This is a genomic window from Marinomonas epiphytica (genome assembly GCF_054780655.1).
In genome coordinates this window covers 215,744-242,184 of record NZ_BAAGVX010000002.1, presented here as the reverse complement: position 1 = coordinate 242,184, position 26,441 = coordinate 215,744, and the positions used below count along the sequence as shown (strand labels likewise).

General features: G+C 41.1%; 17 protein-coding genes and 1 tRNA gene. 6 read left to right on the top strand and 12 right to left on the bottom strand.

The window, feature by feature from the left end; all coding sequences use genetic code 11:
• Nucleotide 1 precedes the first annotated feature (1 nt).
• A tRNA-Met gene (locus ACYVGZ_RS01620) sits at nt 2-78 on the bottom strand.
• Nucleotides 79-238: 160 nt separating this feature from the next.
• Here ACYVGZ_RS01620 and msrA point away from each other — a divergent pair.
• The gene (msrA, locus tag ACYVGZ_RS01615) at nt 239-886 is read left to right on the top strand and encodes a peptide-methionine (S)-S-oxide reductase MsrA (protein ID WP_460750240.1); all 648 of its coding nucleotides are present in this window, start codon (nt 239-241) and stop codon (nt 884-886) included.
• Nucleotides 887-1,073: 187 nt separating this feature from the next.
• The gene (locus tag ACYVGZ_RS01610) at nt 1,074-3,404 is read left to right on the top strand and encodes a bifunctional diguanylate cyclase/phosphodiesterase (protein WP_460750238.1); all 2,331 of its coding nucleotides are present in this window, start codon (nt 1,074-1,076) and stop codon (nt 3,402-3,404) included.
• Between the two features lie 100 nt (nt 3,405-3,504).
• Here ACYVGZ_RS01610 and ACYVGZ_RS01605 read toward each other — a convergent pair whose 3' ends face one another.
• Together ACYVGZ_RS01605 and ACYVGZ_RS01600 are read right to left on the bottom strand one after the other, a co-directional pair.
• Complete coding sequence (locus ACYVGZ_RS01605) at nt 3,505-4,437, bottom strand: diguanylate cyclase (RefSeq protein ID WP_460750235.1); 933 nt, start codon at nt 4,435-4,437, stop codon at nt 3,505-3,507.
• Nucleotides 4,434-8,888 carry a response regulator gene (locus ACYVGZ_RS01600; RefSeq protein WP_460750232.1) on the bottom strand — a complete coding sequence of 1,485 codons (4,455 nt, stop codon included), beginning with the start codon at nt 8,886-8,888 and terminating at the stop codon, nt 4,434-4,436. The genes ACYVGZ_RS01605 and ACYVGZ_RS01600 overlap by 4 nt, the downstream gene beginning before the upstream one ends.
• Nucleotides 8,889-9,107: 219 nt before the next feature.
• Between ACYVGZ_RS01600 and ACYVGZ_RS01595 the strand changes: the two genes are divergently transcribed.
• Nucleotides 9,108-11,546 carry a two-component system response regulator gene (locus ACYVGZ_RS01595; protein ID WP_460750229.1) on the top strand — a complete coding sequence of 813 codons (2,439 nt, stop codon included), beginning with the start codon at nt 9,108-9,110 and terminating at the stop codon, nt 11,544-11,546.
• 12 nt (nt 11,547-11,558) lie between these two features.
• Nucleotides 11,559-14,663, top strand: a complete 3,105-nt coding sequence (locus ACYVGZ_RS01590) for an ATP-binding protein (RefSeq protein WP_460750226.1) — start codon at nt 11,559-11,561, stop codon at nt 14,661-14,663.
• Here ACYVGZ_RS01590 and ACYVGZ_RS01585 read toward each other — a convergent pair.
• The 7 genes from ACYVGZ_RS01585 to ACYVGZ_RS01555 all read right to left on the bottom strand — a co-directional run bounded on the left by ACYVGZ_RS01585 (nt 14,660) and on the right by ACYVGZ_RS01555 (nt 22,008).
• Nucleotides 14,660-15,604 (bottom strand): class I SAM-dependent methyltransferase, encoded by a 945-nt coding sequence (locus tag ACYVGZ_RS01585; RefSeq protein WP_460750223.1) that lies wholly within the window; start codon nt 15,602-15,604, stop codon nt 14,660-14,662. The two genes, ACYVGZ_RS01590 and ACYVGZ_RS01585, sit on opposite strands and share 4 nt — an antisense overlap.
• 153 nt (nt 15,605-15,757) lie before the next feature.
• Nucleotides 15,758-16,126 (bottom strand): DUF2750 domain-containing protein, encoded by a 369-nt coding sequence (locus ACYVGZ_RS01580; RefSeq protein ID WP_460750220.1) that lies wholly within the window; start codon nt 16,124-16,126, stop codon nt 15,758-15,760.
• Between the two features lie 67 nt (nt 16,127-16,193).
• Nucleotides 16,194-17,216 (bottom strand): adenosine deaminase, encoded by a 1,023-nt coding sequence (locus tag ACYVGZ_RS01575; protein ID WP_460750218.1) that lies wholly within the window; start codon nt 17,214-17,216, stop codon nt 16,194-16,196.
• 111 nt (nt 17,217-17,327) lie between these two features.
• Nucleotides 17,328-18,395, bottom strand: coding sequence for a BMP family ABC transporter substrate-binding protein (locus ACYVGZ_RS01570; protein WP_460750215.1), 1,068 nt, complete (start codon nt 18,393-18,395; stop codon nt 17,328-17,330).
• A 44-nt stretch (nt 18,396-18,439) separates the two neighbouring features.
• Nucleotides 18,440-19,372 (bottom strand): ABC transporter permease, encoded by a 933-nt coding sequence (locus tag ACYVGZ_RS01565; RefSeq protein ID WP_460750213.1) that lies wholly within the window; start codon nt 19,370-19,372, stop codon nt 18,440-18,442.
• A 9-nt stretch (nt 19,373-19,381) separates the two neighbouring features.
• On the bottom strand, nt 19,382-20,449 hold the full coding sequence (locus ACYVGZ_RS01560) for an ABC transporter permease (protein WP_460750210.1): 1,068 nt from the start codon (nt 20,447-20,449) through the stop codon (nt 19,382-19,384).
• Nucleotides 20,446-22,008 carry an ABC transporter ATP-binding protein gene (locus ACYVGZ_RS01555; RefSeq protein WP_460750207.1) on the bottom strand — a complete coding sequence of 521 codons (1,563 nt, stop codon included), beginning with the start codon at nt 22,006-22,008 and terminating at the stop codon, nt 20,446-20,448. The genes ACYVGZ_RS01560 and ACYVGZ_RS01555 overlap by 4 nt, the downstream gene beginning before the upstream one ends.
• 630 nt (nt 22,009-22,638) lie before the next feature.
• Here ACYVGZ_RS01555 and ACYVGZ_RS01550 point away from each other — a divergent pair.
• Nucleotides 22,639-23,316 carry a TIGR01621 family pseudouridine synthase gene (locus tag ACYVGZ_RS01550; RefSeq protein WP_460750204.1) on the top strand — a complete coding sequence of 226 codons (678 nt, stop codon included), beginning with the start codon at nt 22,639-22,641 and terminating at the stop codon, nt 23,314-23,316.
• A 39-nt stretch (nt 23,317-23,355) separates the two neighbouring features.
• Nucleotides 23,356-24,408, top strand: a complete 1,053-nt coding sequence (rlmM, locus tag ACYVGZ_RS01545; RefSeq protein ID WP_460750201.1) for a 23S rRNA (cytidine(2498)-2'-O)-methyltransferase RlmM — start codon at nt 23,356-23,358, stop codon at nt 24,406-24,408.
• Nucleotides 24,409-24,456: 48 nt separating this feature from the next.
• On the opposite strand, the gene ACYVGZ_RS01540 is transcribed toward rlmM, so the two are convergent.
• The gene (locus ACYVGZ_RS01540) at nt 24,457-26,121 is read right to left on the bottom strand and encodes a L,D-transpeptidase family protein (protein WP_460750198.1); all 1,665 of its coding nucleotides are present in this window, start codon (nt 26,119-26,121) and stop codon (nt 24,457-24,459) included.
• Nucleotides 26,118-26,390: a YkgJ family cysteine cluster protein gene (locus ACYVGZ_RS01535; protein ID WP_460750195.1), complete on the bottom strand. Its 273-nt coding sequence runs from the start codon at nt 26,388-26,390 to the stop codon at nt 26,118-26,120. Before ACYVGZ_RS01535 ends, ACYVGZ_RS01540 begins: the two co-directional genes overlap by 4 nt.
• Nucleotides 26,391-26,441 lie beyond the last annotated feature (51 nt).

Genomic DNA, 26,441 nt, shown 5'->3' with positions numbered 1-26,441 from the left:
TTGGTTGCGGGAGCCGGATTCGAACCAACGACCTTCGGGTTATGAGCCCGACGAGCTACCAGACTGCTCCATCCCGCGTCAACGAGGTGCGTATTATAGATAGATGGTTTGCAGAGTCAAGAAAAAACATCGATTTAATTACTTTTAATCGTTCGAGGTGCAAGTAAAGGTGGAAAGCGCCATAATGGCTGTAATAAAAACGGTATTTATGTATTAGTTTGCTGTATTGGAGAACATCATGAGCAGTACCATTGAAGGCCTATTAAAAAAATCTACTATTCCTACTCCTGAGCTTGCCTTGGAAGGTAGAGCAACCGAGATAGAAACTGCGTTGACACATGCGGTGAATAAAGAAGAGCTAAAGAGAGAGCTTAAGTCAAATGAGGCTGAGATTATTCTAGGTTTAGGTTGTTTCTGGGGAGCAGAAAGGAAGTTCTGGCAAGCCAATGGTGTCACCCTTACTTCAGTAGGGTATGCGGGGGGGTATACCCCCAACCCTACTTATGAAGAGGTTTGCACGGGGCAAACAGGGCATTCGGAAGTTGTAAGGGTGGTTTATGATACGAATATCCTAAGCTTACAAGAAGTACTGGCTGTGTTCTGGGAAAACCATGACCCGACTCAAGGTATGCGGCAAGGGAATGATATTGGTAGCCAGTATCGCTCAGTGATCTATGCGCATAACGAAACAGATCTTAAGGTAGCTGAAGAATCTGTAGCTGCTTTTCAGAAAAGTTTACTTGCTTCAGGTTATGGCATGATCACTACCGAAGTGGAAATGTTAAAAAAGTACTATTTCGCTGAGGGGGATCATCAGCAGTATTTGCATAAGAACCCCCAAGGTTATTGCGGAATTAAAGGAACTGGAGTCAGATGTGTAATTTGAAGTTTGATCCATTAGATAAGTCATGTTCGCTGAAATATAAGTACTTCCTTTAAATGAAGTGTAACTTTATGATTACAGATGTTTTTTTTTGATTCATAAAGTTACACATGTTCGCCTAAACCTTGATAATATGAAGTGATGGTCCTTGATATTTTTATGAAGCAGGTGACTCCAAGGAGGATGAGAGTTGAATACACTAAAAGGCCGCTTGTATCTGCTTTCTTTTTTAATTATTGCTCCTTGCTTTTTATTTATATATTTAAGCTTTAATTATAGTCGCTCTATTGTCGTGGACGAGCTGCTGCAATCAGCTGAGCGCATTTCAAAACAGGCCGCCCACAGTCAAAATAATCAAATCAAAGCCACGCAGTCATTTTTAAAATCCCTTGTAAATGTTGAACAACTAAAAGATCCAAATTCTGAATTATGCCAGTCTTTTATCGAACAAATCGTTCACTTGGACGATCACTATATCAATATAGGAGTGCCTAATGATAAAGGCATACTGACTTGTAATGGAACTAAGCTTAACAAGTCAATAGATGTAAGCCACAGGCAATACATTCAAGAAGCAATAGCGTTGGAAAAATTTACTTCCAGTGGTGTTCAAATAGATCAGGTGATGCAAAAACCGACTATAAATTTCGCTTACCCGGTACATCACGATGAGAAAGTGGTTGGAGCAGCTGTTGTTGTTATGTCATTAGATTGGTGGGGAGATTTCTTAATTGATTTTAATCTACCTAGTGACAGTGTGGCTTATGTTCTAGATGCCAACCGAAACATAATGGCGAGCTTTCCTTCCACGCAAGCTCTTGAATTACCAGATGTATTGAACCAAATTACTGAAGATGAGTATGGTGTGGGTCGAGTGTACAGTGAGCACAGTGTCCATGATCTAGAGGGTAATCGGCAGCTGGTTTTTCTTACCGGTATTGGGGTTGATCAACGTTTAACTCAAGTGAATATTAAATATACCAGTATCGTGATTATGTTCTTTGTTTTTATTCTTATAGTGCTGTCTTTGTTTAGACTGTTTTTCTTAAATGCAATTGCTAAACCTATAAATAAACTAACCCAACTAATCTATAAAATTGAGAGGAATGAAGACGTTGCATTCTCCAAGAGTACAGGGGTATTGGAGATGGACACACTGCAAACTCAATTTATAGACATGACTGCTCGTAAGCTAGATGCAGAAAAACTACTCATCCGCCAAGCTCAAACAGATGCTTTAACGGGGGTATGTAACCGTTATGCGTTTAATCAAAAGTTAGAAGAGCTATTGGAGGTGGCAGGCCCTTTAGGTCAGAAAGTGGCTGTTCTTTTAGTAGATTTAGATGAATTTAAAGAAATTAATGAAACACGCGGTCATGAGCTTGGTGATAAAATATTGCAGAAGCTAGCTGAGCGCTTGGTTAAAAGTTGCGACTTTGCTTCGGTAACTTGCCGGCCAGGAGGGGACGAGTTTTTATTTATTCTTGAAGGCTCTTTTTGCGATGACAATAAGCTAACTCGTATTTGCGATGACATTCTGAAAAATGTAAGAAAGCCAATAGTCGTGAATCACCAAGAAATATATTTAAATGCAAGTCTCGGAGCTGCCGTTTATCCAAAAGATGGGGATAATGCAAAAACACTGGTGAGCGCTGTTGATCAGGCATTATATCATGCAAAAAAAATGGGTAAAAATTCAATCAGCCGTTTTAACAAACATTTAAAACAGGCTCTACTTGATAGAGTTGAGCTAATAAAAGCGTTAGATAAAGCAATTTTTGAACAAGACTTTTTTCTGGTTTATCAACCCATCTTGAATACAAATGGGGGGGTCGTTAAATTTGAGGCTTTAATCCGTTGGAATCGAAGTAATAAGGGGGTCATCTCTCCTGACTTGTTCATTCCAATCGCTGAAGAGTCTGGCCATATAGTTGATATTGGATACTGGGTAATACAAACAGCTCAGCGTGATTTAAAAGCCTTCCGAGAGAGTTATGGGTCTGATATTCAAATATCAGTCAATGTATCTCCTATTCAACTGGCAAGGCAAGGAAGGCCAGGTTGTCCTGATCTGACGGGTTTATTAAAGAGTACGAATGATTCGAGAGAGAGTAGTGGTCTTGTTGTTGAAATAACCGAAAATTCATTGATGAACCTTAACGAAGAAACTCGCCTCACTTTACTCGCTTTTAGGGAGCAGGGCATTCAAGTTGCCTTAGACGACTTTGGAACGGGCTATTCGTCTTTGGCTTATATAATGAATTACGATATTGATTATTTAAAAATTGATCAAGGTTTTGTACGAGGGCTTTCTGAAGGTTCATCTTCAGCTACTCTTTGTGAGGCGATTATTTCTATGGCGCACTCTTTAGGTATTTCTGTCATCGCTGAGGGTGTTGAAACAGAACAGCAAGCGAACTGCTTGATTAATTTAGGTTGTGATTATTTGCAAGGCTATCTTTTTGCTAAGCCGATGGCGTTAGAAGAGGCTTTGGTATTTAAGGGAGCGTTTTCAAAGTAAACCATGGCAGAAATGCCACGGTTTATGTGCATATTTTGTGCTAATTTAGGTTTGATTAGACTATTTCCCATTCAGAGTAGATTGAAGTTTGAAATGAGGGCTAATCATTTACATATACATTGTTTCGACCTCTTTGTTTAGCCGAGTACAGGTTTTCGTCTGCAGTCTGGGTCGGATTGAGCCCGTTTTCAAGACTGTTAATCAAAGTGGCGATACCAATGCTAACAGTTATGACTTGGTGTTTAGCCAAAGAGTTTTCAATTCCCATTGCTTGAATAGAGGCCCGAATTCGTTCAGCAACTTCAACTGCGCCTTTTAGGTCAGTATCAGGAAGAACGACAATAAACTCTTCTCCACCATATCGACATACAAAATCGGTTGGGCGCATTAAAGCGTTTTTAGTGATCTTGGCGACAGCTTTTAATGCGTTGTCTCCTTGAATATGGCCATAGTTATCATTGAAAAGTTTAAACTCATCAATGTCTATCATTAGAATGGACGCCTCATGTTTTGTTCTAAGGGCTTCACTTTTTAGTTTATCGTAATGTTCGTCAAAATAGCGCCTATTATAAGCCCCGGTTAATCCATCAACAAAGACTAACTTTTGTAGCATGTCTTTTTGGAATTTAAGAGTGAGGTGTGCTTTTACTCTATTTTGAAGTGTCATAGGGCTTACTGGTTTAGTAATAAAATCTATTCCGCCACTTTTCCAGCATTCGTCTTCCTCTTCTTGTTGGTTAAAAGATGTGACGAATATAACTGGAATGTCATTTGTTTCAGGAAGACTCTTTAACTCAGTACATAATTCCAACCCAGACATGTTGGGCATGAGAACATCAAGCAAGATTAAGTCCGGTTTAGCGTCTAGGCATATGGAAAGGGCTTCTTGTCCAGATGTGGCCGCTAAAATGGTGTAGGAATGAGAAAGCACGTTATAAATAGTCTGAATATTTATGGGCTTATCATCAACGACTAATATCTTAGCAGAGCTTAAGTCAATTTCAGTGGACTCTGTCATAGGGTGGGTGTTCATGTTTGCTCCTCGTCGATGAGTTCGTCCAGTGATGTCATTATGGCTTCTGCATCCTTAAACTTCAGCGTATTAAGCGCCTTTATCAGATCTTCAGTTAGCTCAGGGGAGAGTGATTTAAGTGTTAAAGCAATCTCTTGGAATGTATCAAGAGCGTGCATATTAAAACTACTAACCTCAGTTTTTAAATTTTGGTAGCGCTCGTTAAAATCTGTTCGATCTAATGCAACTACTGCCTGTGTATTAATGCTTTCATCTGACAGTAATCTTTCAAGTCGTTCGACTTGTTCAAATGAAGTTTCTAATAGTTTTTTGAGGTCTGAAATGTCTTGGCTAAATGGTGTAATGCTTGATAAGTCAGAGATGTTTTTCTCAAGGTTCTTGCTGCTCTTAGATAGCTTGCTAAACCCAAGAGATCCAGAAGTACTTTTTAGAGTATGCAGTAACATTTTAAGCTCTTCAACTTCTATGTTTTTATTCGATAGCGTATTAGCACTTTCTATTAAGTCTGCTTTAAAGAGCTCTAATGATCTTAAATAAATATGACTCATAAAATTGAACCTTTCCATAGCGTCAAGTAGGTCAATATTATGCTTTTCACAAAAGCTTAACGCTTCTGTTTCAATGTTATGGGGTAGATCTTTGTGTTCTAGTTGAGGCACTGAATTACTGCCAGAGTTATTGGAAGCGGTCAGAATTTGTTGAACGACATCCGTTAGATTGAAAGGTTTGCTAACGTGTCCTACCATTCCGACATCAAAGCATCTTTCCTTTTCGGACGCAATTACATTGGCTGTCATTGCTATGATTGGTAATTGGGTGAATTTTGCATTTGATTTAATTCTCTGAGTTGTCTGGTAGCCGTCCATTCCGGGCATTTGAATGTCCATAAGTACCACATCAAAAGGCAGTAAGCTATTTTCCAATTGGTTTAATGCTTCAATACCACTTGGGGCAATTGTTGTACTGGCTCCTTGGCTTTCTAAAAGGCCTTGCACGATATGCTGGTTTGTGGGGTTGTCTTCTACGACTAGAATGCGCTTATTGAATAAGCTTTGGTTATCTTCTTGATTTGAAGCTAGGTTTAATGAGTAGTTGGCCGCAGTGACCGCCTCCAAAAAGGCATTGACCATCTGCGTGCGAGTGACGGGCTTAGTTAAGAAGCCATTTAACAAATTTGGATATCGAGAGTACTGTTCGGTAAGTGAAGCACTACTATGGGCTGTTACCATTATTAGTAAGGGCAGCTTGTTATCTGGAGCAATTTCTCTAATGTTCTCTGCAAGCTCCCAGCCGTCTTTACCTGGCATCTTCCAGTCGATTAGCGCTAGGTCAAACTCATAATTACTTTGTAGTGCGTCTTGGAATATTCGAACGGCATCAACTGGGTCTGTGGTCGCTGTAATGTTCCAGCCGAGTTGCTCTATGGTTTCTCCAAGGATCTGTAGGCTGGTAGCATTGTCATCTACTAGGAGTACATTTATGGGTCTATCAAAGGTTTGTTCTAAGCTTTTTTGCTGTATTTTAGCTGATTGCTCAAGCTGAACATCAAATGAAAACTCAGAACCTACACCAATTTCACTTTTGGCGTGTATGTCTCCTTCCATTAATCTGATGTACTGACTTGAAATAGTTAGTCCAAGGCCTATACCGCCATAGTGTCGTGCTGCGTTGTTATCAACTTGCGTGAACATATCAAAGATGGATGATAGTTGTTTATTAGAAATACCAATTCCGGTATCTTTGACTGAGAAATGCAGTTTTAAATTGGAGTCACTTAGTTGTTTCATTGAAAGCTGAATGATGACCTCGCCTTCATTAGTGAATTTAACAGCATTACCAGCAATATTAATGAGAATTCTTTTAAGCTTATGTTGATCGCCATATAAAGCGTAAGGGACATCATGAGCGACACTTAGGTGAATTTCTACAGGTTTTGAGTGAACCATGGAGTACAATTGTGCGCCGACTTCACTGAGTATGGCGTCTAGCTCAAAGTCCTCTTTTTCCAGTTTAAGCGTGTCTTTTTCTAAATACGTTATGTCTAAAATATCATTAATGATTTGAGTTAAGGTTGTCACCGAGAGCATGCCATCAAGAATATACTTCCTTTGAATTTCATCGATGTTGGTAAGTTCAAGCAGTTGTAAATAGCCATTTACTGCATTTAAAGGTGTTCTTAACTCATGGCTCATATTAGCAATAAATTCGGTTTTTGCGTTATTGGCTGAGTCTGCTTTAATAAGTGCATCTTCAATACGTTTTTCCGCTTCTAGCCGTTGAGTGATGTTTTTTGCAGCTAGATATATATATTGGATTTTACCTACCATAATGACACAGCCAGAGATTAGAGTAGGGATTTTGGTTTTGGATAAAGTAATAAAGTCTGCTTCAAAAGTGAGTCTACCCTCAGAGAAAATAGTATCGACAATACCTTCCCAAGGTTCGTTAGACTTAGGTGTTAGAATATCTTGAATTTTAGTTCGCTTAAGATCGAATGGTTTTCTTTCCAGAGCAGTGCTAGCAAAAGGGTTGTGGTTGAAAACAGTACCGTCAGGGGCAACCCATAGTAGAATGTCTTGCGAATTGCTGATAGCGGAATCGGCTAAGCTTAACTGTCTTTGCATCGACTGTTTTTCAGTTAAATCATTAGCAATAAATACGTAGCCTTCTATATCAGATCCCGACCAAATTGGAGAAACAACCAAGTTAACTTCTATGGCATCTTGTTGTTTACTTAAAAGCTCACAGTTAATGGCTGCATAATTCGAAACTTTCGATTCTTTTCTGATCTCTTCATAAAAATTATCAGGCAAAACATCAGAGTCAATGGTGACGCGTAAACTGTTTTTGTTAATGAGCGAGGCAATGTTGCGTTCATCTGTTGCTTGGTGTGCGGTATAACCAAGAAGAGTAGTTGCCATTTTGTTAAATAAGGTGATTTTCCCTTTTGCATCACAGGCAATAATGGCGGAGTAGGTACTGTTTAAAATACTACTTTGAAGCATTAGTTGACGTTGTATTTCTTCAGTTGTTTCAGACACTCTTTTTTCAAGGTCGTGGTTTGCCTTGATCAGTTGTTTCTGTAACCCCGATATTTCTGAAACATCATTAAAGCTAACAGTTGCACCACTAAACTTACCATGGTCAAAGAGAGGGGATATATTTAGGTTTAAATACCGCTCTTCTTCGTAAGCGTCTGATTGGTATGTGATGTTGTAACTACGTAGCCCACTGCCATTGGCCACTTGTTTAAAAAGATTTATGAGTTTGTCAGTCGAAATACTGGCCGATAGCCAATTTGCTAAAGGCTTGTTATAAGCATTAGTGTTAGAAAAGTTAAATAATCTATCCGCTGCACTGTTCCAATGAGAAATCGAGAAATTATCATCGACCCCAATAATACAATCCGAGGCGTTCTCAACGACCGCAGAGAATGCCAATTTCTGACGCATTTCAACTAAACGCTGACTCAAAATATGAGCAATAAAAAAAATTAACAATGAAACTAGGAAGCTTGCAACAGTGATTTGCCAAAAAAGAAACTGAGAGTCTTCAAGTGATAAGCTCTCTATAAAGCTTTGTGTTGGACTAATTTGTATAGACCATAAGCGGCCAAAAACATCGGTTGTTAGAGAAGAATTATAATCGTTGGCTAAAGTGCTACTTGAGTGCTGGGTGTTGTAAAAGTGGATAGGGGTGTTTGTGGTGACATCAGATATATTAAAGTTAAAAAATGTGTTTGAGGCCAGTACGGAGTCGAGTATTTCGTCAATGAGGAGAGGAGCATAGGTCCAGCCTAGTAATGTATTAGCTGAAACTGAAGACTCCTGTTTGTAGACAGGGTGAAGCAATAAAAAACCGTGAGAGGTCTTCTGATTTGCTTGAACTAAAGTGATGGGGCCAGTTAATTGAGTTGATTGGGTTGAGGCACTTATTAAAGCCGCATGTCTACGGTGATATTCTGAGCCAATGTCGAGGCCTACGGCCTGAATATTATCAACTACAGGTTCTATATATTGAATTACGAATAACGGATTTTTAGGTGAATCGAGCTGCTTTATGCTGAAATTGCCATTTCTATCCAGTTGTGCTTGTTCAACAAAGTTGGCTAAATTTTGTTCGTCTACTTTTTTTATTAAGCCTATCCCGCGAGCGCCAGGGAACTCTTGTTTATAGTCTCGGCTTTCAAAATAGGCCAATTGTTTTTGGTAGGTGAAGTCGTTAAAGCCAATTGCGTCAATTGCTGCTTTTAGACTTCTTAAACCATACTCATAAGTGCTAAGGCTACTAAGGACGTTGGAGGTAACTTCTGTAAGACTTTCGTTAACTGCGCTCTCAATCAATTGAGAGTTTCTATTAGTACTGGATTCTTCGGAATATAGTGCGATAGCTAACCCTAAGATAAAAACAGCAGATGGCAACCAATACTGCCAAGTAGAGTGCTTCTTCATTTTTTTCTCCTATTAAAAGTCAGTTAGCTAAGCGTTGTAATTTCGCAGTCCATGCATTGGTTCAATAAACTCTTACACTGAAATTGAGTATAGTCTATCTTACTTAAAGTAAACATAAACAATTAGTTAACACTTGTTATAATCTATTGTGTATCCTTTTACCTTCTTTATAATGTGGATGAATAAGGATGTTGTTTTTCTGCCTGTCGGAGAGAGAAAGTGCTTTTATCAAATAGCCCTGTAAGTAAGCTCAAAGTGTTGATTGTAGATGATAGCTTGTCGCATGTGCTTCTATTGAAAGACATTTTAAAGGGAATGGCAGATACCTTTTTTTCGACTTCCGCAGAAGATGCGCTAAAAATTATTCCTCAGGTGTCGCCTGATGTCATTTTGTTAGACATAGAGATGCCAGGAATGACAGGGCTAGAGCTTTGCAAGCGTTTAAAAAAAGATGACAGCACCCAGTCTATTCCTATTATCTTTATTACTAGTCATGAAGAGCATGATATCGAGACGTTAGCATTCAGGGTAGGGGCTGCAGATTTTATATCTAAGCCTTTTAATCGCTCTGTATGTCGCTTGCGAGTGCAAAATCAACTTACTTTACAAACGCAAAATAGGCAAATACGGCAAGCGCAAGAGCAGCTTGAAGGGTTAGTAAAACAAGTACCTGCATACATTTCTTATTGGGACATAAACTGGAAGTGCCTTTACTCAAATGATGAAGGTAGCTGGTTTCCCACTGTAATATCTAGCAACTCGTCTATAGAGGATGTTTTGCCCAAAATATTAAGTTTAGAAATTAAAAGTCGTGGTTTTCTCAGGCAAGAAGAGAAATACATTGTGAAAGTAAGGGGGGATATTGGTGATAAATACTACCAAGTCCATCAGAGTGTCGCAGGGTTCACGCACCAAGAAGATAGCCAACTAGTCACTATTCTAGATGTGACCGAAGAACATAAAGCTAAAGAAGCATTATTCTTAGAAAAAGAAAGGTTACGTGTCACTTTAGATTCCATTGGTGATGCCGTGGTAGCAACGGATCTACGTGGGCGCGTAACCTTTATGAATGCTATAGCTGAAAGGTTAACGGGGAAGCACCTATTAGAAGTGATAGGCTGGCCGGTCGATAAAGTCATGATGTTGCAAGATAGTGTGACAAAGGGCCCACTTAAAAATCCTTTGTATTTTGCCTTGAAAGAGCAACGAACGGTTGCCATGGCTCTTAATAGTGAGCTTGTTTCACATTCTGGTAAGTCTTATGCCGTGCGGGATTCCGCCGCGCCCATTCGTGACAGTCAAGGCGAGTTGATCGGTGCCATTATGGTGTTTCATGACGAGAGTGAAGCTCTGAGTATGGCGGCAAAAATGAGCCATATTGTTAATCATGACCCTTTAACAGGCTTGGCTAATCGTTTTCAGTTACAAGATAAGCTGGTGGAGATCAGTAACGATGACAGTGTCGAGAAAGCGGCCGTAGTTTTAATAAATGTTGACCACTTTAAGTTTATTAATGAGTCTTTAGGGCACCAAACAGGAGATGAACTGATTAGGCAAATTGCCGAGCGGATCAAACACCTAGAGAGTGTCAATGATTTATTAGCTAGACTCAATGGAGATGAGTTTGTTTTTTTGATGTCTGCCATAGATCTCGACCAACAATTGGAAGTAAAACTTAAGGAAATTGCGCATTGCTTCCATCAGCCCTTTAATCTTGATGGGCAGGTATATAAAGCTTCCGCTTGCATTGGAGTCAGTATACTTGGGGATGACGCTAAAGAGCCTGAGGAGCTAATGCGTCATGCTGATGTTGCTATGTATAGAGCAAAGCAAGAAGGCCGAAATCAAGTGAGAGTTTTCTCATTGGATCTGGAAAAAGACTTATTAAAACGTCATGAAATAGAGCAAAACCTAAGAGATGCTTTGATTAAAAATTCGACACAAGTATTGTTTCAGCCAAAATATACTCTAGATAGCTCTATACTTGTCGGGGCGGAAGCCTTGGTACGTTTACCTAGTGCTGATGGTGGCTTAATACCTCCCAATCAATTTATTCCGATTGCCGAAGACTCTGGTTTGATTTTAGAGCTAGGGCGGCAAGTGTTGCTGCAAGCATGCCGTGCATTAAGAGATCTCATGATCATGGATATGGCTGTACCTGTTTCAATTAACGTATCAGCAGAACAGCTCTGTTCTAACAAGCTCATTGACGAAATTAAAATTGCTTTGATTCAATATGCCATTCCAGCTGAGTTATTAGAAATTGAAATAACTGAAACGGCCTTAATGGTGGATGTTGAAAAAGCAAAAAGTTGTATTGCGAAGCTAAAAGAGTTAGGTGTTAAAGTCTCTGTAGATGATTTCGGAACGGGATATTCTAGTCTATCCTATTTAAAAACCTTTGAAGTGGACTTTCTCAAAGTCGACATGTCCTTTGTGAAAGATATGCTAGAAAATCAACATGATTATGAAATAGTTAAAGCCATTATCTCTCTTGGTCATACTTTAGGGTTAAAGATTGTGGCCGAAGGAATTGAAACAGTTGAGCAGAAGCTAGCGTTAAAGAAATTGGGTTGCGAGTATGGACAAGGCTACCTCTTCTCTAAACCCGTTAGTTTCGAAACCTTTAAAAAAAGCATTACCTTAAGCGTTGTTTAAAGGCGAATAAACATGCTGAAAAAAGTGAAGTCAAAAGGCATTGATAAAAAGCTTATACCAACAAGTGGTATAGTTGTGGCGTTTGTTTGTTGTGTGCTTTGTTACGCGGGTTTTTCCTATTACTTTGAAAAGAGAATAAGCGAACAGCAGGTTGAACGTTTGCTGGTTCTTAATGAAACGACACAGCGAATTTTTACCCAAAGGGTGTCAGAGGCTAGAAATAAAGTCGGCTTCTTACATGGCATCCCTTCAGTTGAAGGATTGAGAAGAGCGATTGAAAACGAAGGTGTCGACCCGAAAGATGGGATAAGCCAAGCTCTTTGGAAGGCAAGTATGACAACATCTTTTCTGGCCTTTTTACAGAGCAATCCTGATATTCAGCAAATTCGTTTTATTGGAAGAGCAAACAATGGCCGAGAATTAGTGCGCGTGGAGCGAAGAGCTGGGCAGATTAGCGCCGTGCCTGAGGAGCTGCTTCAGGAAAAAAAAGACACCGACTATTTCAAAGCTATTGAAAAATTAAACCCTAATCAAGATTATCAATCAAATGTTTCCCTAAACAGAGAATATGGAGAAATAGAGACGCCAATTTGGCCAACCTTGAGAATAGCTAAACCAGTTTTTGATGATGAATATCGTTTCTTTGGCTTTGTGATTATTAACCTAAGAGCTGAGAGTTACTTTGAAATTCTAGGGCGCCAGTATGTGCCTTCGCCCGCTAAACTCTATGTCATAGATGATGACGGTTACTTTTTAGTTGCACCTAACCGAGAAATAGAATTTGGCTTTGATCTTGGCCATAGTGATTACAACTGGTTCGACTACACCCAAAGTGCTTCTTTGCCAGAGCATGCTGTGGCAACCCCTGTCCAAATTAATGGAAAAGACGCTATCGTCGTGGCTAGCGACTATTCCTTGTCCCAGAAAGATGGCCGTAAAATTTATTTTATATCTAGCCTATCTAACTCTGAACTTAAAGCAATATGGGCTGACCAAAGAAACCTTATCGTGATACTGATTGCAGCACTTTTTGCTGTGATAGTAGGGGTTATAATTGCTTATCAAAGGTATCTTACTCGTATCATGTCTCTTCATGAGGGGAATTCCCGTTATGAAGCGATTATCTCAGGCTCATCTGATGCAATAGTGAGTATTGATCGCCTAGGAAGAGTGATCAACTGGAATGATTCTGCATCTTATATGTTTGGCATGAATGAGATGCAGGCCAAACGTAAAAATATAGAAGACATTATAAGAGTAAAGAATAGCGATACGCCATTTTCCGTCGAATTGGTTGATTCCATTATAAAGAATAATCGGCCGGTTAATATGGAAGTAGAAACAGAATCCAATACTGGAAAATTACAAGTTTTAAGTGTGAGTTTGTCTCCTGTTGTGCCAAGAAACGTATCTATTCCACCTTCTGTTGCGGCTCTTATTCGAGATATAACAGAGAGTCGCATTAATCAGCAAAAAATTGAGGCCATTAACGATACATTAGAGCGTCAAGTAGAGGATCGTACTAGACAGTTGGAGCTCGCTACTCAAGAGGCAATGAATGCTAATCAAACGAAAAGTGCATTTGTAGCGAACATCAGTCATGAAATTAGAACGCCTTTAAATGGTATAGGCGGCATGCTTGAGTTGTTGTCTAGAGAGCGGTTATCAAGCAAACAGTCTGGCTATGTCAGAATGGCGGCTGACAGTGTTGCTACCTTGACAGTACTGATTAATGATTTGTTAGACCTTACTAAGATTGAATCGGGTAAACTTGATATTGAGGTGGAGCCGATTAACTTAATCGAGAGTGTTAGCTCAGTTGTGTCCAGCATGTCCCTAAAAGCTCAGGAGAAAGGCTTAGAGTTATATTTGGACTGTCGTAATGTTCGCTTTGAGAATGTTATTTCAGACGATTATAGAGTCAAACAAATCCTTATCAACCTGTTAGGTAATGCACTTAAATTTACCGATAAAGGCCATGTTCTTATTAAAATTGAGTCAAATGCAAGTTTGAATAATGATAATAAAATAATGATAGATATTGCTATTACCGATTCTGGAATTGGTATTAGTGAAGAACAACAAAAGCGACTGTTTAAACCTTTTACCCAAGCTAACTCTTCTATTGCCAAGAATTTCGGTGGAACTGGTTTAGGCCTATCAATAAGTAAACAGTTAGCGAGTTTACTGGGCGGTGATATTAAAGTTACCAGCTCTGAAGGAGAAGGAAGTACGTTCACGCTCTCTTTCCAGTCTGATAAAGATCCTCACTCAGATTTTAAAGCGCTCGGCCCTCTTTTGTTGGGCTATAGGTGCTTATTACTGTTAGAAGATGAAATTTACACAGAGATTCTTAAAGATCAGATTCAGGCTTGGAATGCGCAGTTGGGACTTTGTAAGGATGTTAACTGTCTATATAAGTTAAAAGAAGAAGAATTACCTGATTTTATAATTGTTCAGAACTCTTTGTTGGATGAGCACTTTGCAGCATGGCATCGCGAACAATTGGGCAAAATGAAATGTAAGGTACTATTGGTGTGTACAGGAGAAGAAAGTGAAAAAGTATGGTTAGACCCGAGCAATACTTGTATTCATATTATTCCTCCGATTTTACCTTTAGAGCTTCTAAATGCGTATCGGAATTTGCATGCTTCTATGCCTGTCGAAATAAATCATGAAGTTATAGAAACTGCAGATCAGGTTGAAGAAAACCAATTTAACGTCTTGGTCGTTGATGATAATGAGATTAACCGAGTGGTCGCTCAAGGCTTACTTGAAAAACTTCCAATTAATATTTATCTTGCAAAAAATGGCGAAGAAGCTGTGAGCTTTGTCAAAGAACAGGGAGTAAACAATTTAGACTTGGTGTTGATGGATTGTCAAATGCCTGTAATGAATGGATTTGAAGCCACGGAAGTAATTAGATCTGGGCAGGCGGGCGAGGGTTTGAAAAATCTTACTATCATCGCAATGACAGCGGGTAATATGGCTGGAGATAAAGAGGCTTGTATTGCAGCAGGCATGAATGATTTTATCTCAAAGCCGATTGATCCTGTGGGCTTTGAGAGAAAAATTCTTTCCTGGCTGGAGCCCATATCTGAACGTGGTAGTAACTAAGAGTCGCAGTTTTGGAAAATCAAAGCCTTTAAGCCACTTTCAGAGTGAATGTCCTGAAACTCTGGTGGGTTATCAAGTCGAAATTGGTACTTAAGCTTCGGGGCGGCTTCTAACATAGCGCTGATAAGAAACTGACTATCAAGGTTAGGATCATTCACGCACGCTAATACTTGACCATTCATTTTTAGAAGGTCGGGTAGACGTCGTAAAATCTTTTGGTAGTCTTTCGTGATGGCGAAACTGCCTTTCTGAAAGGTGGGCGGGTCAATGATTATTAAGTCATACGATCCGTATTTACGAATTTTCCCCCAAGATTTTAGAATGTCATGGGCAAAAAAATGCACCTTTGAGGTGTCTATTTGGTTGAGGCGGTGGTTTTCTCTGCCTCGATTGAGTGCTCCTTTTGCCATATCAAAATTAATCACTTGTTTTGCTTTTCCAGCCATAGCGGCAACGGAAAAACCGCATGTATAGGCAAAAAGATTTAACACATTTTTACCTGCGCTGTTTTCTTTTACCCAGTTACGGCCAAACCTCATGTCTAAGAAAAGCCCAGTGTTCTGATTCTTCATCAGGTCTAATTTATAAAACAAGCCTTCTTCGATCGCGAGAGTATATTCTTCTTGCACTCCCCAAATGCATTCAGTTGGACTGTGTGTTTGGTATCTATGCTGTACTAGGATAGATTGAAAATTATGGTTTTGAAAAACTGGCAGGCTAGTCCAAGAGAGTAGCTGTGCTTTAAGTGTGTTAAGAAAATCAGCTTCGGTGTTCGTATAAAGACTCACCATTAGATGGCCATTCAAGTTATCTACCGTGATATGTTCAAGCCCTTTAAAACACTTTCCTCTACCATGGAAGAGCCTCACCGTATTTTTTAGTGGTGATGAAAGCTGATTGAAGACATGACTAGTCAGCGTATTTAGGGCCGCTATTTCCATTGTACTTCCTATAGTGTATTAGGCTGAATTGGTTTGGTGCTCAGGCTTGATAAAGGTAAAGTAACTTGCCGTCATGCCATGCCTCAAGGGCGGCAGAGTTAGAATCACGTTGTGATTTAACAGCAACGGCAGTGCTATTTTTAATGGCTAACGTTACTTTTGTAGGTCTAACAAATGCTCTTCAGCACTTGCAACAATACCTTCACCTGCTAAATTTGGCGCAGCACCCACACTGAAGCCGTCCTTGTTCATACCTGTCAGCCATTTTTCTAGCCAATCACAGGCTTTTATTTCAAGTGGGTTAAAAGCATCATACTCTTTAATCGCCCAGCTCTTAGCCTGCTCTTCATTGAGCCAAACAGGTAAGACTTTGTCTTTCCCTAGGTCGACGATCAAGCAACCTTGTTCATCGGCCAATGTCCAAATACTTCGACCTTGCTTGATGTGCCGAGTCAGTCTGTCATAGCGTTCAGCACTGGTTAAGCGAAAAAAAGTATCATTAGCGGAATCTGCGATTGTCATTGGTTCGACTCATTCTAAAAAGCGACATTCTAGCACAAGAATGCCGCTTTTGCGGGCTGATTACATTTTAAGATGTTGCGAATAGGCGCTGCAAAGTTGTGAGGTGCTTTTGTTTGTCTGTTTCTGTCATCCAACTACCTTTGATACCGTTTTGAGCTAGTTGGTAAAGCTCATCTTTGGTAATTTGAGCACCTTCGATAAGGGCTTGATAGTTGGCGTTCATATAGCCGCCAAAATAGGCTGGGTCATCTGAATTAACGGTTGCCTGTAACCCTAGTGAGAGCATTCGTCTGATAGGATGGTCTTGCATGGTATCAACCACACATAACTTTAAATTGGATAAAGGGCAGACAGTTAAAGTTAGCTCTTTATTTAGTATTGCGTTAATGAGCTCCTGATCTTCAAGTGCGCGGTTGCCATGGTCAATACGATCTACTTGAATCTGATCAATTGCTTGCCAAACATAGTCTGGTGGTCCTTCTTCACCTGCGTGTGCGGTGACTTTTAATCCTAAGGCTTTACAGGCAGCAAAAACCCGTAAGAATTTTTCTGGAGGGTGGCCAACCTCTGAGCTATCTAGGCCAACTCCATCAATTAAATGCAGGAATGGCTTGGCTGACTCAAGAGTGTCAAAGGCGCTTTCTTCACTCAAATGGCGCAAGAAAGACATAATCAGCTTAAATGTCATGTTCCACTTACTTTGGGCATCTTCTAAAGCACGGTGAATGCCCCTAATCTGAGTCTCAAAACCCACACCTCTCGCTGTATGTCCTTGGGGGTCAAAAAAGATTTCTACGTGGACAACATTTTCATCATGTACCTTGGATAAATAAGCCATAGTGAGGTCATAAAAGTCTTGTTCGTGCAGTAAGACCGACATGCCTTGATAGTAGAGATCTAAAAAATCTTGTAACTGGCTGAACTGATAAGCGCTTTTGAGCTCTTCTATTGATTGGTAGGTTAAAGCAACCTGGTTGCGTTGCGCAATTGCAAACATTTGCTCTGGCTCAAATGTGCCTTCAATGTGCAGATGTAATTCAGTTTTAGGCATGTTGAAGGCAAGTTTGGTTAAAGATGTGGTGTTTTCCATAGAGTTGCCCTTATATAGAAGATACAAGAAGTATAGCAGTAGAGTGAGAGTGTTGGAGTTATAGGCTGTATAGGCAGAGGCGTCTCTGCCTATACAAGAGGGTGTAAAAAATTAGCGAGGCACTTCGTCAGTGATGCCTTCAACATACCAGTTGATTTTAGCTAATTCTTGATCGTTTAAAGAGTAACCGTCAGCAACGACTAGGTTACCTTTGTTGTCTTTAATTGGCCCGGTGAAAGGTTTGAATTCACCAGACTTGATAGAGGCAAGTAAAGTGTCGATTTTGCTACGCACATCACTAGGCAAATTGTCATTGATAGAAGCTAAAGACAACATATCTTCACCGAAGCCGCCCCAGAAGTCTTGTGGCTTCCAAGTGCCATCCATAACAGACTGAGTGGTTTTGATGTAGTAAGGAGCCCAGTCATCGCGAACCGAGAAAATATGTGCGTTCGGGGCGAATTGACTTTGGTCGGAAGCTTGACCGATGCCGCGGATACCACGTTTTTCAGCAGCAATCAGAGGAGCAGGGCTATCAGTATGTTGCATCATGACATCAACACCCTGATCCATTAGAGCATTAGCGGCATCGGTTTCTTTACCTGGGTCGTACCAAGAGTTAACCCAAACAATTTTCATCTTGACGTTAGGATTAACGCTCTTTGCGCCCATATAGGTTGCATTGATGTCACGAATAACTTCAGGAATTGGGAAAGAGCCAATGTAGCCGATGGTATCCGTTTTGGTCATCATGCCAGCCGTTACGCCAGAAATATAACGTCCTTCATAGGTGCGAAGTAAATACGTACCGACGTTTTTACTTTGCTTGTAGCCTGTAGCATGTTCAAAAGTGGTTTTAGGGAAACGCTTTGCCACTTTGATTGTCGGGTTCATAAAGCCAAAAGAAGTAGTGAAGATAAGGTCATTACCGGCTTTTGCCAGTTGTGTGATAACACGCTCTGCATCTGCACCTTCAGGTACGTTTTCTACAAAGGTGGTTTCAACTTTATCGCCAAAATGCGCTTCAAGCTCTTGACGGCCACGGTCATGCTCATAGCTCCATCCTAGGTCGCCTACTGGGCCAACATAAACAAAGCCAACTTTGAAAGGGTCGTCGGCTTGCACGGCACTTGCTCCTGCAAGTAGTCCAAGACCAAGTAAAAAGCTTTTCAATTTCATATATTGCTCCTTTGTGCCCGGAGGCGTTGATGGTAAAACTAACGTTAAGCCATTTGTCTTGGGTCAAAAGGTTTTCCAAGTGACCTAGGGGCAAGTAGCTTTTCTTTAAATTGATCAGCACTGATAATAACCATAACCAGTACGGTAGAAACATAAGGTAGCATAGCCAGTAAATTCGGTGAGATAGACCAGCCGATACCTTGTAACACCAAGTGCATAATGCTAGCGAAGCCAAATAAATAGGCTCCAAGCATAATATTTCCAATTCGCCAAGATGCAAAAACAACCAGTGCTAAGGCAATCCAACCACGACCTGCGGTCATGTTCTCAACCCACATGGGGGTGTAAACCAATGACATATAAGCGCCTGCTAATCCAGCCATGCTGCCACCAAACATAATGGCTAGGTAGCGCACTCTAAGTACCTTGATACCGATCGCATTGGCTGCATGAGGGTTTTCCCCAACAGCTTTCAAAACAAGTCCAACCCGAGTTTTATTGGCCACATAGGCGATAAGGGCCGTAAGAATGAAAGACAAATACACAATGGCGTCGTGCTGGAATAAAATTTTACCTAAATAGGGGATATCCGATAGAGCAGGGATGGCAATAGGTTGGAAGCCTTGAATAGTTTGACCAACCACACCAGAGCCAATAAATGCACTTAACCCTGTTCCAAAAATGGTAAGAGCTAAGCCTGTTGCGACTTGATTTGCGCCCAGTTGCAATACGAGAACGGCAAAAATTAAACTCATAATACTGCCCATTGCCATTGCACCAATGACACCTAGTCCGGCATTACCCGTTGTGTAGGCCGCTAAAAAACCTACTACTGCACCCATTAGCATCATGCCTTCTTGGCCTAAGTTTAAAATGCCTGATTTTTCACAAATTACCTCCCCAAGAGCAATAAAAAGCAAAGGAGTGCCTGTTTTTATGGCGGCAAATAAAATTTGTACAATGAGATCTGCGTCCACAGTCGTCTCCTAAGATGCGTTAGTTTGGTTGAGGGTGAGGCGGTTGCGAATAAAGAAGTCGCAAGCTAACAGGAAAAACAGCAAGACACCTTGGAACATGCCAATAACGGCAATAGGGATGCCCATTTCGATCTGCGCTAGGTCTCCGCCCATATATAAGACGGCTAAAAATACACTGGCGACAATGGCACCTATTGGGTGTAAGCGTCCTAAGTAAGCAACGATTATGGCTGAGTAACCGTACCCTGGGGACACATTTGGCACGAGTTGCCCAATAGGCCCTGTTACTTCACTTACACCCGCTAATCCGGCTAGTGCGCCAGCAAAAAGCATGACACACCAGCTGATTTTCTTGCCGCTGAAACCGGCATAGCGAGCAGCGGGTTCATCGGCCCCAAAGACTCTTATTTGAAAGCCTAAGTGACTTTTACTTAGGATGAACCAAGCCACTAAGGCGCTCAATAGAGCCAATATAACCCCCAAGTGAACGCGACCACTGTCCATTAGCGTTGGTAGTAAGGTGTGATCAGAAAAAATAGCCGACTCTGGGAAACCATAGCCATCAGGGTCGCGGAGTGGGCCATTAACGGCCCATATCAATAAATACAAGGCGATGTAGTTAAACATGATGGTGGTTAAAATTAGGTTAGAGTTGAAACGTAATTTTAAATAGGTTGGGATTGCCGACCACAGCATGCCAGACAGAATACCAGCGAATAACGTAATGGGTAATGCTAAGAAAAACTCTGACTCGATAAAATATAGAGCCACAGCAGAGCCACCTAATGCTCCGGCTAGCAGCTGACCTTCTGCCCCTATGTTCCACATGTTAGCTCGATAACAAAGTGAGAGGCCGACAGCACATAACAATAGTGGCCCCATTTTCACAAGCATCTCACTGATATTATAAGCGTCAGATAATGGCGCGATAAGGAGCAAGTGCATCGCCTGAAGAGGGTCTTTACCCAAAGCATTAAACAAAATGATGCCAAAAATTAGGGTAAAACAAATCGCCAGTAAGGGAGATGCATAAGTCATGATTTGGCTCGGTTCAGTACGAGCTTGAATGCGAATCATGCTGCGCTCTCCTGTGTAGATTCTTGATTCTCAATAAAGGTCCCGGCCATCCACTGGCCGATTTGGTCAATATTGGTGTCATTTGTTTTCACAATCGGGGATAAATAACCATCACAAACAGCCGACATGCGATCGGCCAATAAGAACAATTCATCTATGTCTTCAGACACCAGTAGTATCGCTGCGCCTTGATCACGAAGCTCTAGTAAAGCCTGGTGAATAGTTAAGGCAGCTCCTACATCAACGCCCCATGTAGGGTGAGCACAGATAAGTACTTTAGGGTTTTGGCCGATTTCTCGCCCCATAATAAACTTTTGCAAGTTACCGCCACTTAGGCTTTTTGCTTCAGAGAATTCACCATGGCACTTTACTTTATAGTCTTGAATAAGTTTGTTGGCATAATCTTTTAACGCTCCCCACTGCACCAAGCCTTTTTTTATAAAGCCACGGCTATGAGTGAGTAAGGTGTTTTCGGTTAGGCTCATGTCGGGCACGGCGCCACGGCCTAGGCGTTCTTCTGGCACGTAAGCCATGCCTAGCTTTCGTCTATCACCTGCAGACAAGTGGCCAATTTGAAGATCACCAAGTTGCATTACATTGTTCAGTTTGCGGTTATCTTCACCGCTGATTACGGCCATCAGCTCGTCTTGCCCGTTACCCGCAACCCCAGCAATACCTAAAATTTCACCCGCCCTAAGCTCTAGGTTGATGTTTTTTAAACTGGTGCCAAAAGCTTGCTTAGCCGCTAGTGAGAGATCATTAATTTGAAAAGCAACGTCTTCACTTTCTTTTTTGGAATAACCTGCGTCTTGTTCTGCAAGGTCACCAACCATCATTTTAGCAATAGAGGCTGGTGTCTCTTTGCTAGGCGAGCAAGTATCGACGACACGTCCGCCCCTTAGAATAGTGGCTCGCTGGCAAATTTCCGTTACTTCATGAAGTTTATGGCTAATGAATAAAATACTACAGTCTTCAGATGCCAGTGTATTTAATACTTTAAAGAGTCCTGCGACTTCTTGTGGGGTTAATACGGATGTTGGCTCATCTAAAATAAGTAATTTAACGGACTGAACGAGGCAGCGCATGATTTCCACCCGTTGTCTTTCACCAATAGATAAAGAGTGGACATATCTAGCAGGGTCTACATCGAGTCCGTAAGCATTAGATAATTGCTGGATTTTGGCAGGTAGATCGCCAATTTCTTGGAGTTGTTTTGAATTAAGACAAAGCTCAATGTTTTGGCTGACAGTAAGAGTTTCGAATAACGAAAAGTGTTGAAACACCATTCCTATTCCTAGGTCGCGGGCAATAGAAGGAGACTTGATCTCTACATGTTTACCGTTCCAGATTATGTCGCCACTATCGGGTGATACCACGCCATAAATGGACTTTACTAAAGTACTTTTACCTGCGCCGTTTTCACCCAGTAATGCGTGAATTTCACCCGGCATTAAAGATAAGCTAATGCGGTCGTTGGCGAGGCAGCCTGGGTATTGTTTTGTTAAATTGTTCAGTTCAAGCCGAGCGATGGGATGAGGGCTTTTAGAATCTTGTGACACCGTTTGATCTCTTTTTTTGGCCAGCGAGCTCAGAGTTTAGGCTGGGCTAGCTAGCAGACCGTTTTTCATCATTAATATGATGGACTTAATTCAAAATGCACTTATTGAGTGCAAATTTTTATTCGAAAACTTGACCGTGCGTACAAATAAAACATCTTTATCCCTACGATGAGCTAAGCAAATTAATTAATAATAGGCTTTTCAATATTTGTGCCAATCTTGTATTTTTGGTCAGGGCGTAAGGATACGTAAAATTACTAGGTTTGTCTTCTAGTGAAGCCTTGAAAAGCTTTTATTGAGTCGTTAGTCAGTGGTTTTATTTTTCTTGGTCTTAAGAAAAGTCTGTATCAACATTAATTCATAGGAATAGAAACGGATTTTCTGTAGTATTCGCTGCAGATTTTATGGACTTCCTATAGAGAGTCTAAGGCTATTTTTTAATTAATTGGGTCGCTTGCTTCAGCTCTGAATGTCCTGTCATTTAAGTATCTTAGAGTTTTTTGCACAGCATTTAAAAATAAAAAGTAAGGTGATTTTAAAATTCCTTATTGACATATGAGTTGTCCACTTACTCTGTGGATAAACTTGTTGGCTACCTGGTTTTTTCTTTATTTTATGGGAATGCATGACATGTTGTCTGTCGTCTATCGTTGTGAAGATTATTGGATTATTAATAAACCTCATGGCATGAGTTTTCATAACGAATCAGAACTGCCAGGGGTAATGCAGGTATTGGCTAGCCAATATCCAGAACACAAATTTTATCCCGTTCACCGACTAGACAAGATGACTTCGGGATTGTTGGTGGTCGCGTGCCACGCAAAAGCTGCGGCACAATTTGGCTCTATGTTTGAAGATAAACGGGTAGAAAAACGTTATCTGGCTTTGTCGAAACGCAAGCCTAGAAAGAAACAAGGTACCATTGCTGGTGGCATGCAGCCTAGTAGACGAGGCCAGTGGAAGTTGACTCAAGATAGCAAAAATTATGCTACCACACAGTTCTTTTCTTCTTTTTATCAAGGGGTTAGGGTTTTTTATGTGCGGCCAATTAGTGGCAAAACTCACCAGATAAGAGTGGCGTTAAAAAGCATAGGGGCGCCAATATTAGGGGATAGCCGTTACGCCGTGGAGCAAGCTGATAGAGGGTATTTGCACGCCATGACATTATCATTTGATTGGCAAGGAAATAAGAAAAGCTACTCTTATATGCCCTGTGAAGGAGAGTATTTCACAGCAGAATTATGGGAATTTGTAATGCAGCAGTTTGATGAGGAGGCCTTACAATGGCCTTCTGTTAAAACGGGCTGATTTAAAGTTAGTAGATTAAGGCGTAAATTAAGGTCGGTTATGAAAAACATATTGGTCTATTGTCGACAAGGGTTTGAAAAAGATTGCGCCGCGGAGATGACAGAAGTATCTGCAAAACACGGCTTTTACGGGTATGCGAAAGTGCAGCCAGACGCTGGATATGTTGTGTACAACTTCGAGCAAAAAGAGGCAGGTGAAAATTTAATTAATCGATTGGATTTTAATCAGCTTATTTTTGCTCGTCAGATAATTGCAGTTAATGATGTTATTTCGTTGTCCCAAGGTGCACGAGTCGAGTCATTGCTAGAAGCGGCACGAGAGCTACCTTTGGCGGAAGAGGTTTGGATTGAAACGGCAGACACGAATGAAGCCAAAGCGTTATCTGGGTTGATTAAAAAGTTCGAAAAACCACTGCTTCAAGGCTGGAAAAAATCTGGGGTGCTAAGGAAAAAAGCAGTTGGTGTTCGTCATCATGTTTTTTTGTTAAGCGGTCAGGAAGCTTATTTGGGGGTTTCTTATGCAAAATGTCGAAGTGAACACCCAATGGGGATTCGACGCTTGCGCTTTCCTTCTGCAGGACCAAGCCGCTCAACCTTAAAGCTGGAAGAGGCTTTTTTACAGTTTGTACCTGAGTCCATCCGAGAAGCGAATCTCGTTGAAGGTATGACTGCCGTTGATTTGGGAGCTGCGCCAGGTGGTTGGACCTTTCAATTTGTGAAAAAGGGCATTCATGTCAAGGCAATAGATAATGGTCCTATGCAAGCTCAGCTTATGGCAACAGGCTTGGTTGATCATGAAAAAGCAGACGGTTTTAAATATGAGCCTCCTTATACAGTGGATTGGCTGGTTTGCGATATGGTTGAAAGGCCAATTAAAGTAGCTGAGTTAATGGCTAGTTGGTTGGCAAAAGGTTGGACGAGAAGGGCGATATTTAACCTGAAACTGCCTATGAAAAAGCGCTACCAAGAGGTGGTCGCTTGTCAGGCATTGATGCACTCTTTGCTGTCTAAAGCAGGAATACGCTACCAATACCAAGTAAAACACCTCTATCATGATAGAGAAGAGGTTACTATTTGTATCATCACTGAATAAGGTTAACGCCCTCTCGTTAAATTACTGTTTAACGAGAGGACGTGGTTGTTATATGGATTCACTGGGTAAAAAGGCATGATACCCCATTGCTTCTTCCATTAAGGTGTCTCTTTGGTAGATGTCTTGTCGGAATTCTAGCATGCCATTAGCGTTTGGTACAACGGTTAAATACACCAAATAAACAGGCAGGTAAGTTGGTAAACTGATGACCGTTGTTACTTGGCTTTGCATGGTTTCTGTTACTTTTGTGGCCTGCTTACTGCCTTTGGTCAGTGCTCGTGCAAACTCAACGGGTCTTTCTAAGCGAATGCAACCTGAGCTGTAGGCGCGTGTTTGTTCGTTAAATAGGTGTTTGGCTGGTGAGTCGTGCAAGTAAATGTCGTTTTTATTTGGGAACATGAACTTAAATTGCCCTAACGCATTGCTTTCATCTGCTTCCTGCTCGAAGCGATAAACCAAGTCTTGTTGCTCTATTGACTTCCAGTTAATGGTAGTGGGGTCAATTTCTTTCGCTCCAATACTCCAACTTGAATATACTTTATAGCCATACTTAGTTAAGTAGCTAGGGTCTTTTTGAATCTTAGGGAGAATGTTTTCTCTTGCAATACGTTGCGGAACTCGCCAAGTCGGATTCGTCACCATGTAGGTCATTAGTCCTTTGAAAACCGGTGTTTTTCTTTCTGGCTTACCAATCACTGCCTTCATAGAAGACAGTTCACCATTTAAGTGTAAGTCGACCGTATAATTGGTTAAATCAACCCAAGCGCGATTCGCTTCTAACTGATTTGGAAGCCAGCGCCAACGTTCTAAGTTATACGCAATCTGTTTGCTTCTTTGTTCTAGGCTTACGTTAAGCATTTGAATGGTTTTCGAGCCGGCTGCGCCATCAGCTTCTAAATGGTGGCGCTGCTGGAAGCTTATTAAGGCACTCTTCAGCCGCTCATCAAACTCTTCTTCATTGACTTTACGAGTGGTAAAGCGGATGTCGCCTAACTGTACTAAACGCGCTCTGAGTTGTGCAACGCGCGGTCCTTCGTCACCTTGCGTTAAGGGCACACCAGGGCTGACCAGGATATCTTTTTCTTTTTTTGCAAGGTCCTGATAATAGACCAGCCACTTTTGTAGAACTTGATACTGAGGCGCGCGTGGAGCAAGTGATGGTAAAGCTTGGACCATTTGGTTTGCGGAGTCTAGATAGAGCAATTCTTTCCAATCTTCACTTGGAGCGTCTAGCTGCCAGTTTGGGTCAATTAACTGGGGTTCATAGCGACCATTGCTTAGGTCGTGAGCGAAGCTAGAGAGCGCGATGGTGGCAATCACATCCATTTCGGCCAGTTGTTGAGTGCTTGGGGCTTGAATGGCTAAATATTCTTTGATGATGTTAGTGTGATAGTGAACTGGATTCAGGCCATGGGTATAAGAAGACTCCAAAATGTCTAATAGTTTATAAATGGATAAGTTTATTTGCTCATTTTCGATCCAGAGAGGGGTGTAGTCTCTAAAACGATAGGCTTCTAAAACGGAATTGTTTGGTAAAGCTTGGCCGGCAACCGGGGTGAATGCACCAAGCATAAGGGCGACTTGTTCGTTTAGGCTGCTCTCAATTTGTTCTTCGCTTGGAGGGACTAAGGTGCTAACGGGTTTGCTGGGTGCTGAGCAAGCACTAATAAATACGGCGCAAATACCTACAGATAGCGCTTTTGAAAAGGTCATTTAGACTTCCTTATGCTTGGGGTAGTGATGTTTTCTATCGAGGAGATAATTTCGACCGCTTGTTCAAAAGTATCACCACAAATGGCTTCTTCAGGTGTGAAGTCATGGCATACGGCGGGGCGTCTTGGATCGCCAAAAATCGCACAGCGGGCATCGTCAAGTAATTGTACGCACCTGATGCCGGCTGGTTTGCCATTAGGCATACCAGGTATTGCTGAGGTGATTGATGGTGCAATACAACATGCACCACATAGCTTCCGACAATGCATTTATAGTTCCAATTGCTTTTTGTAACATGATAAATATGTCAATGAGTCAAT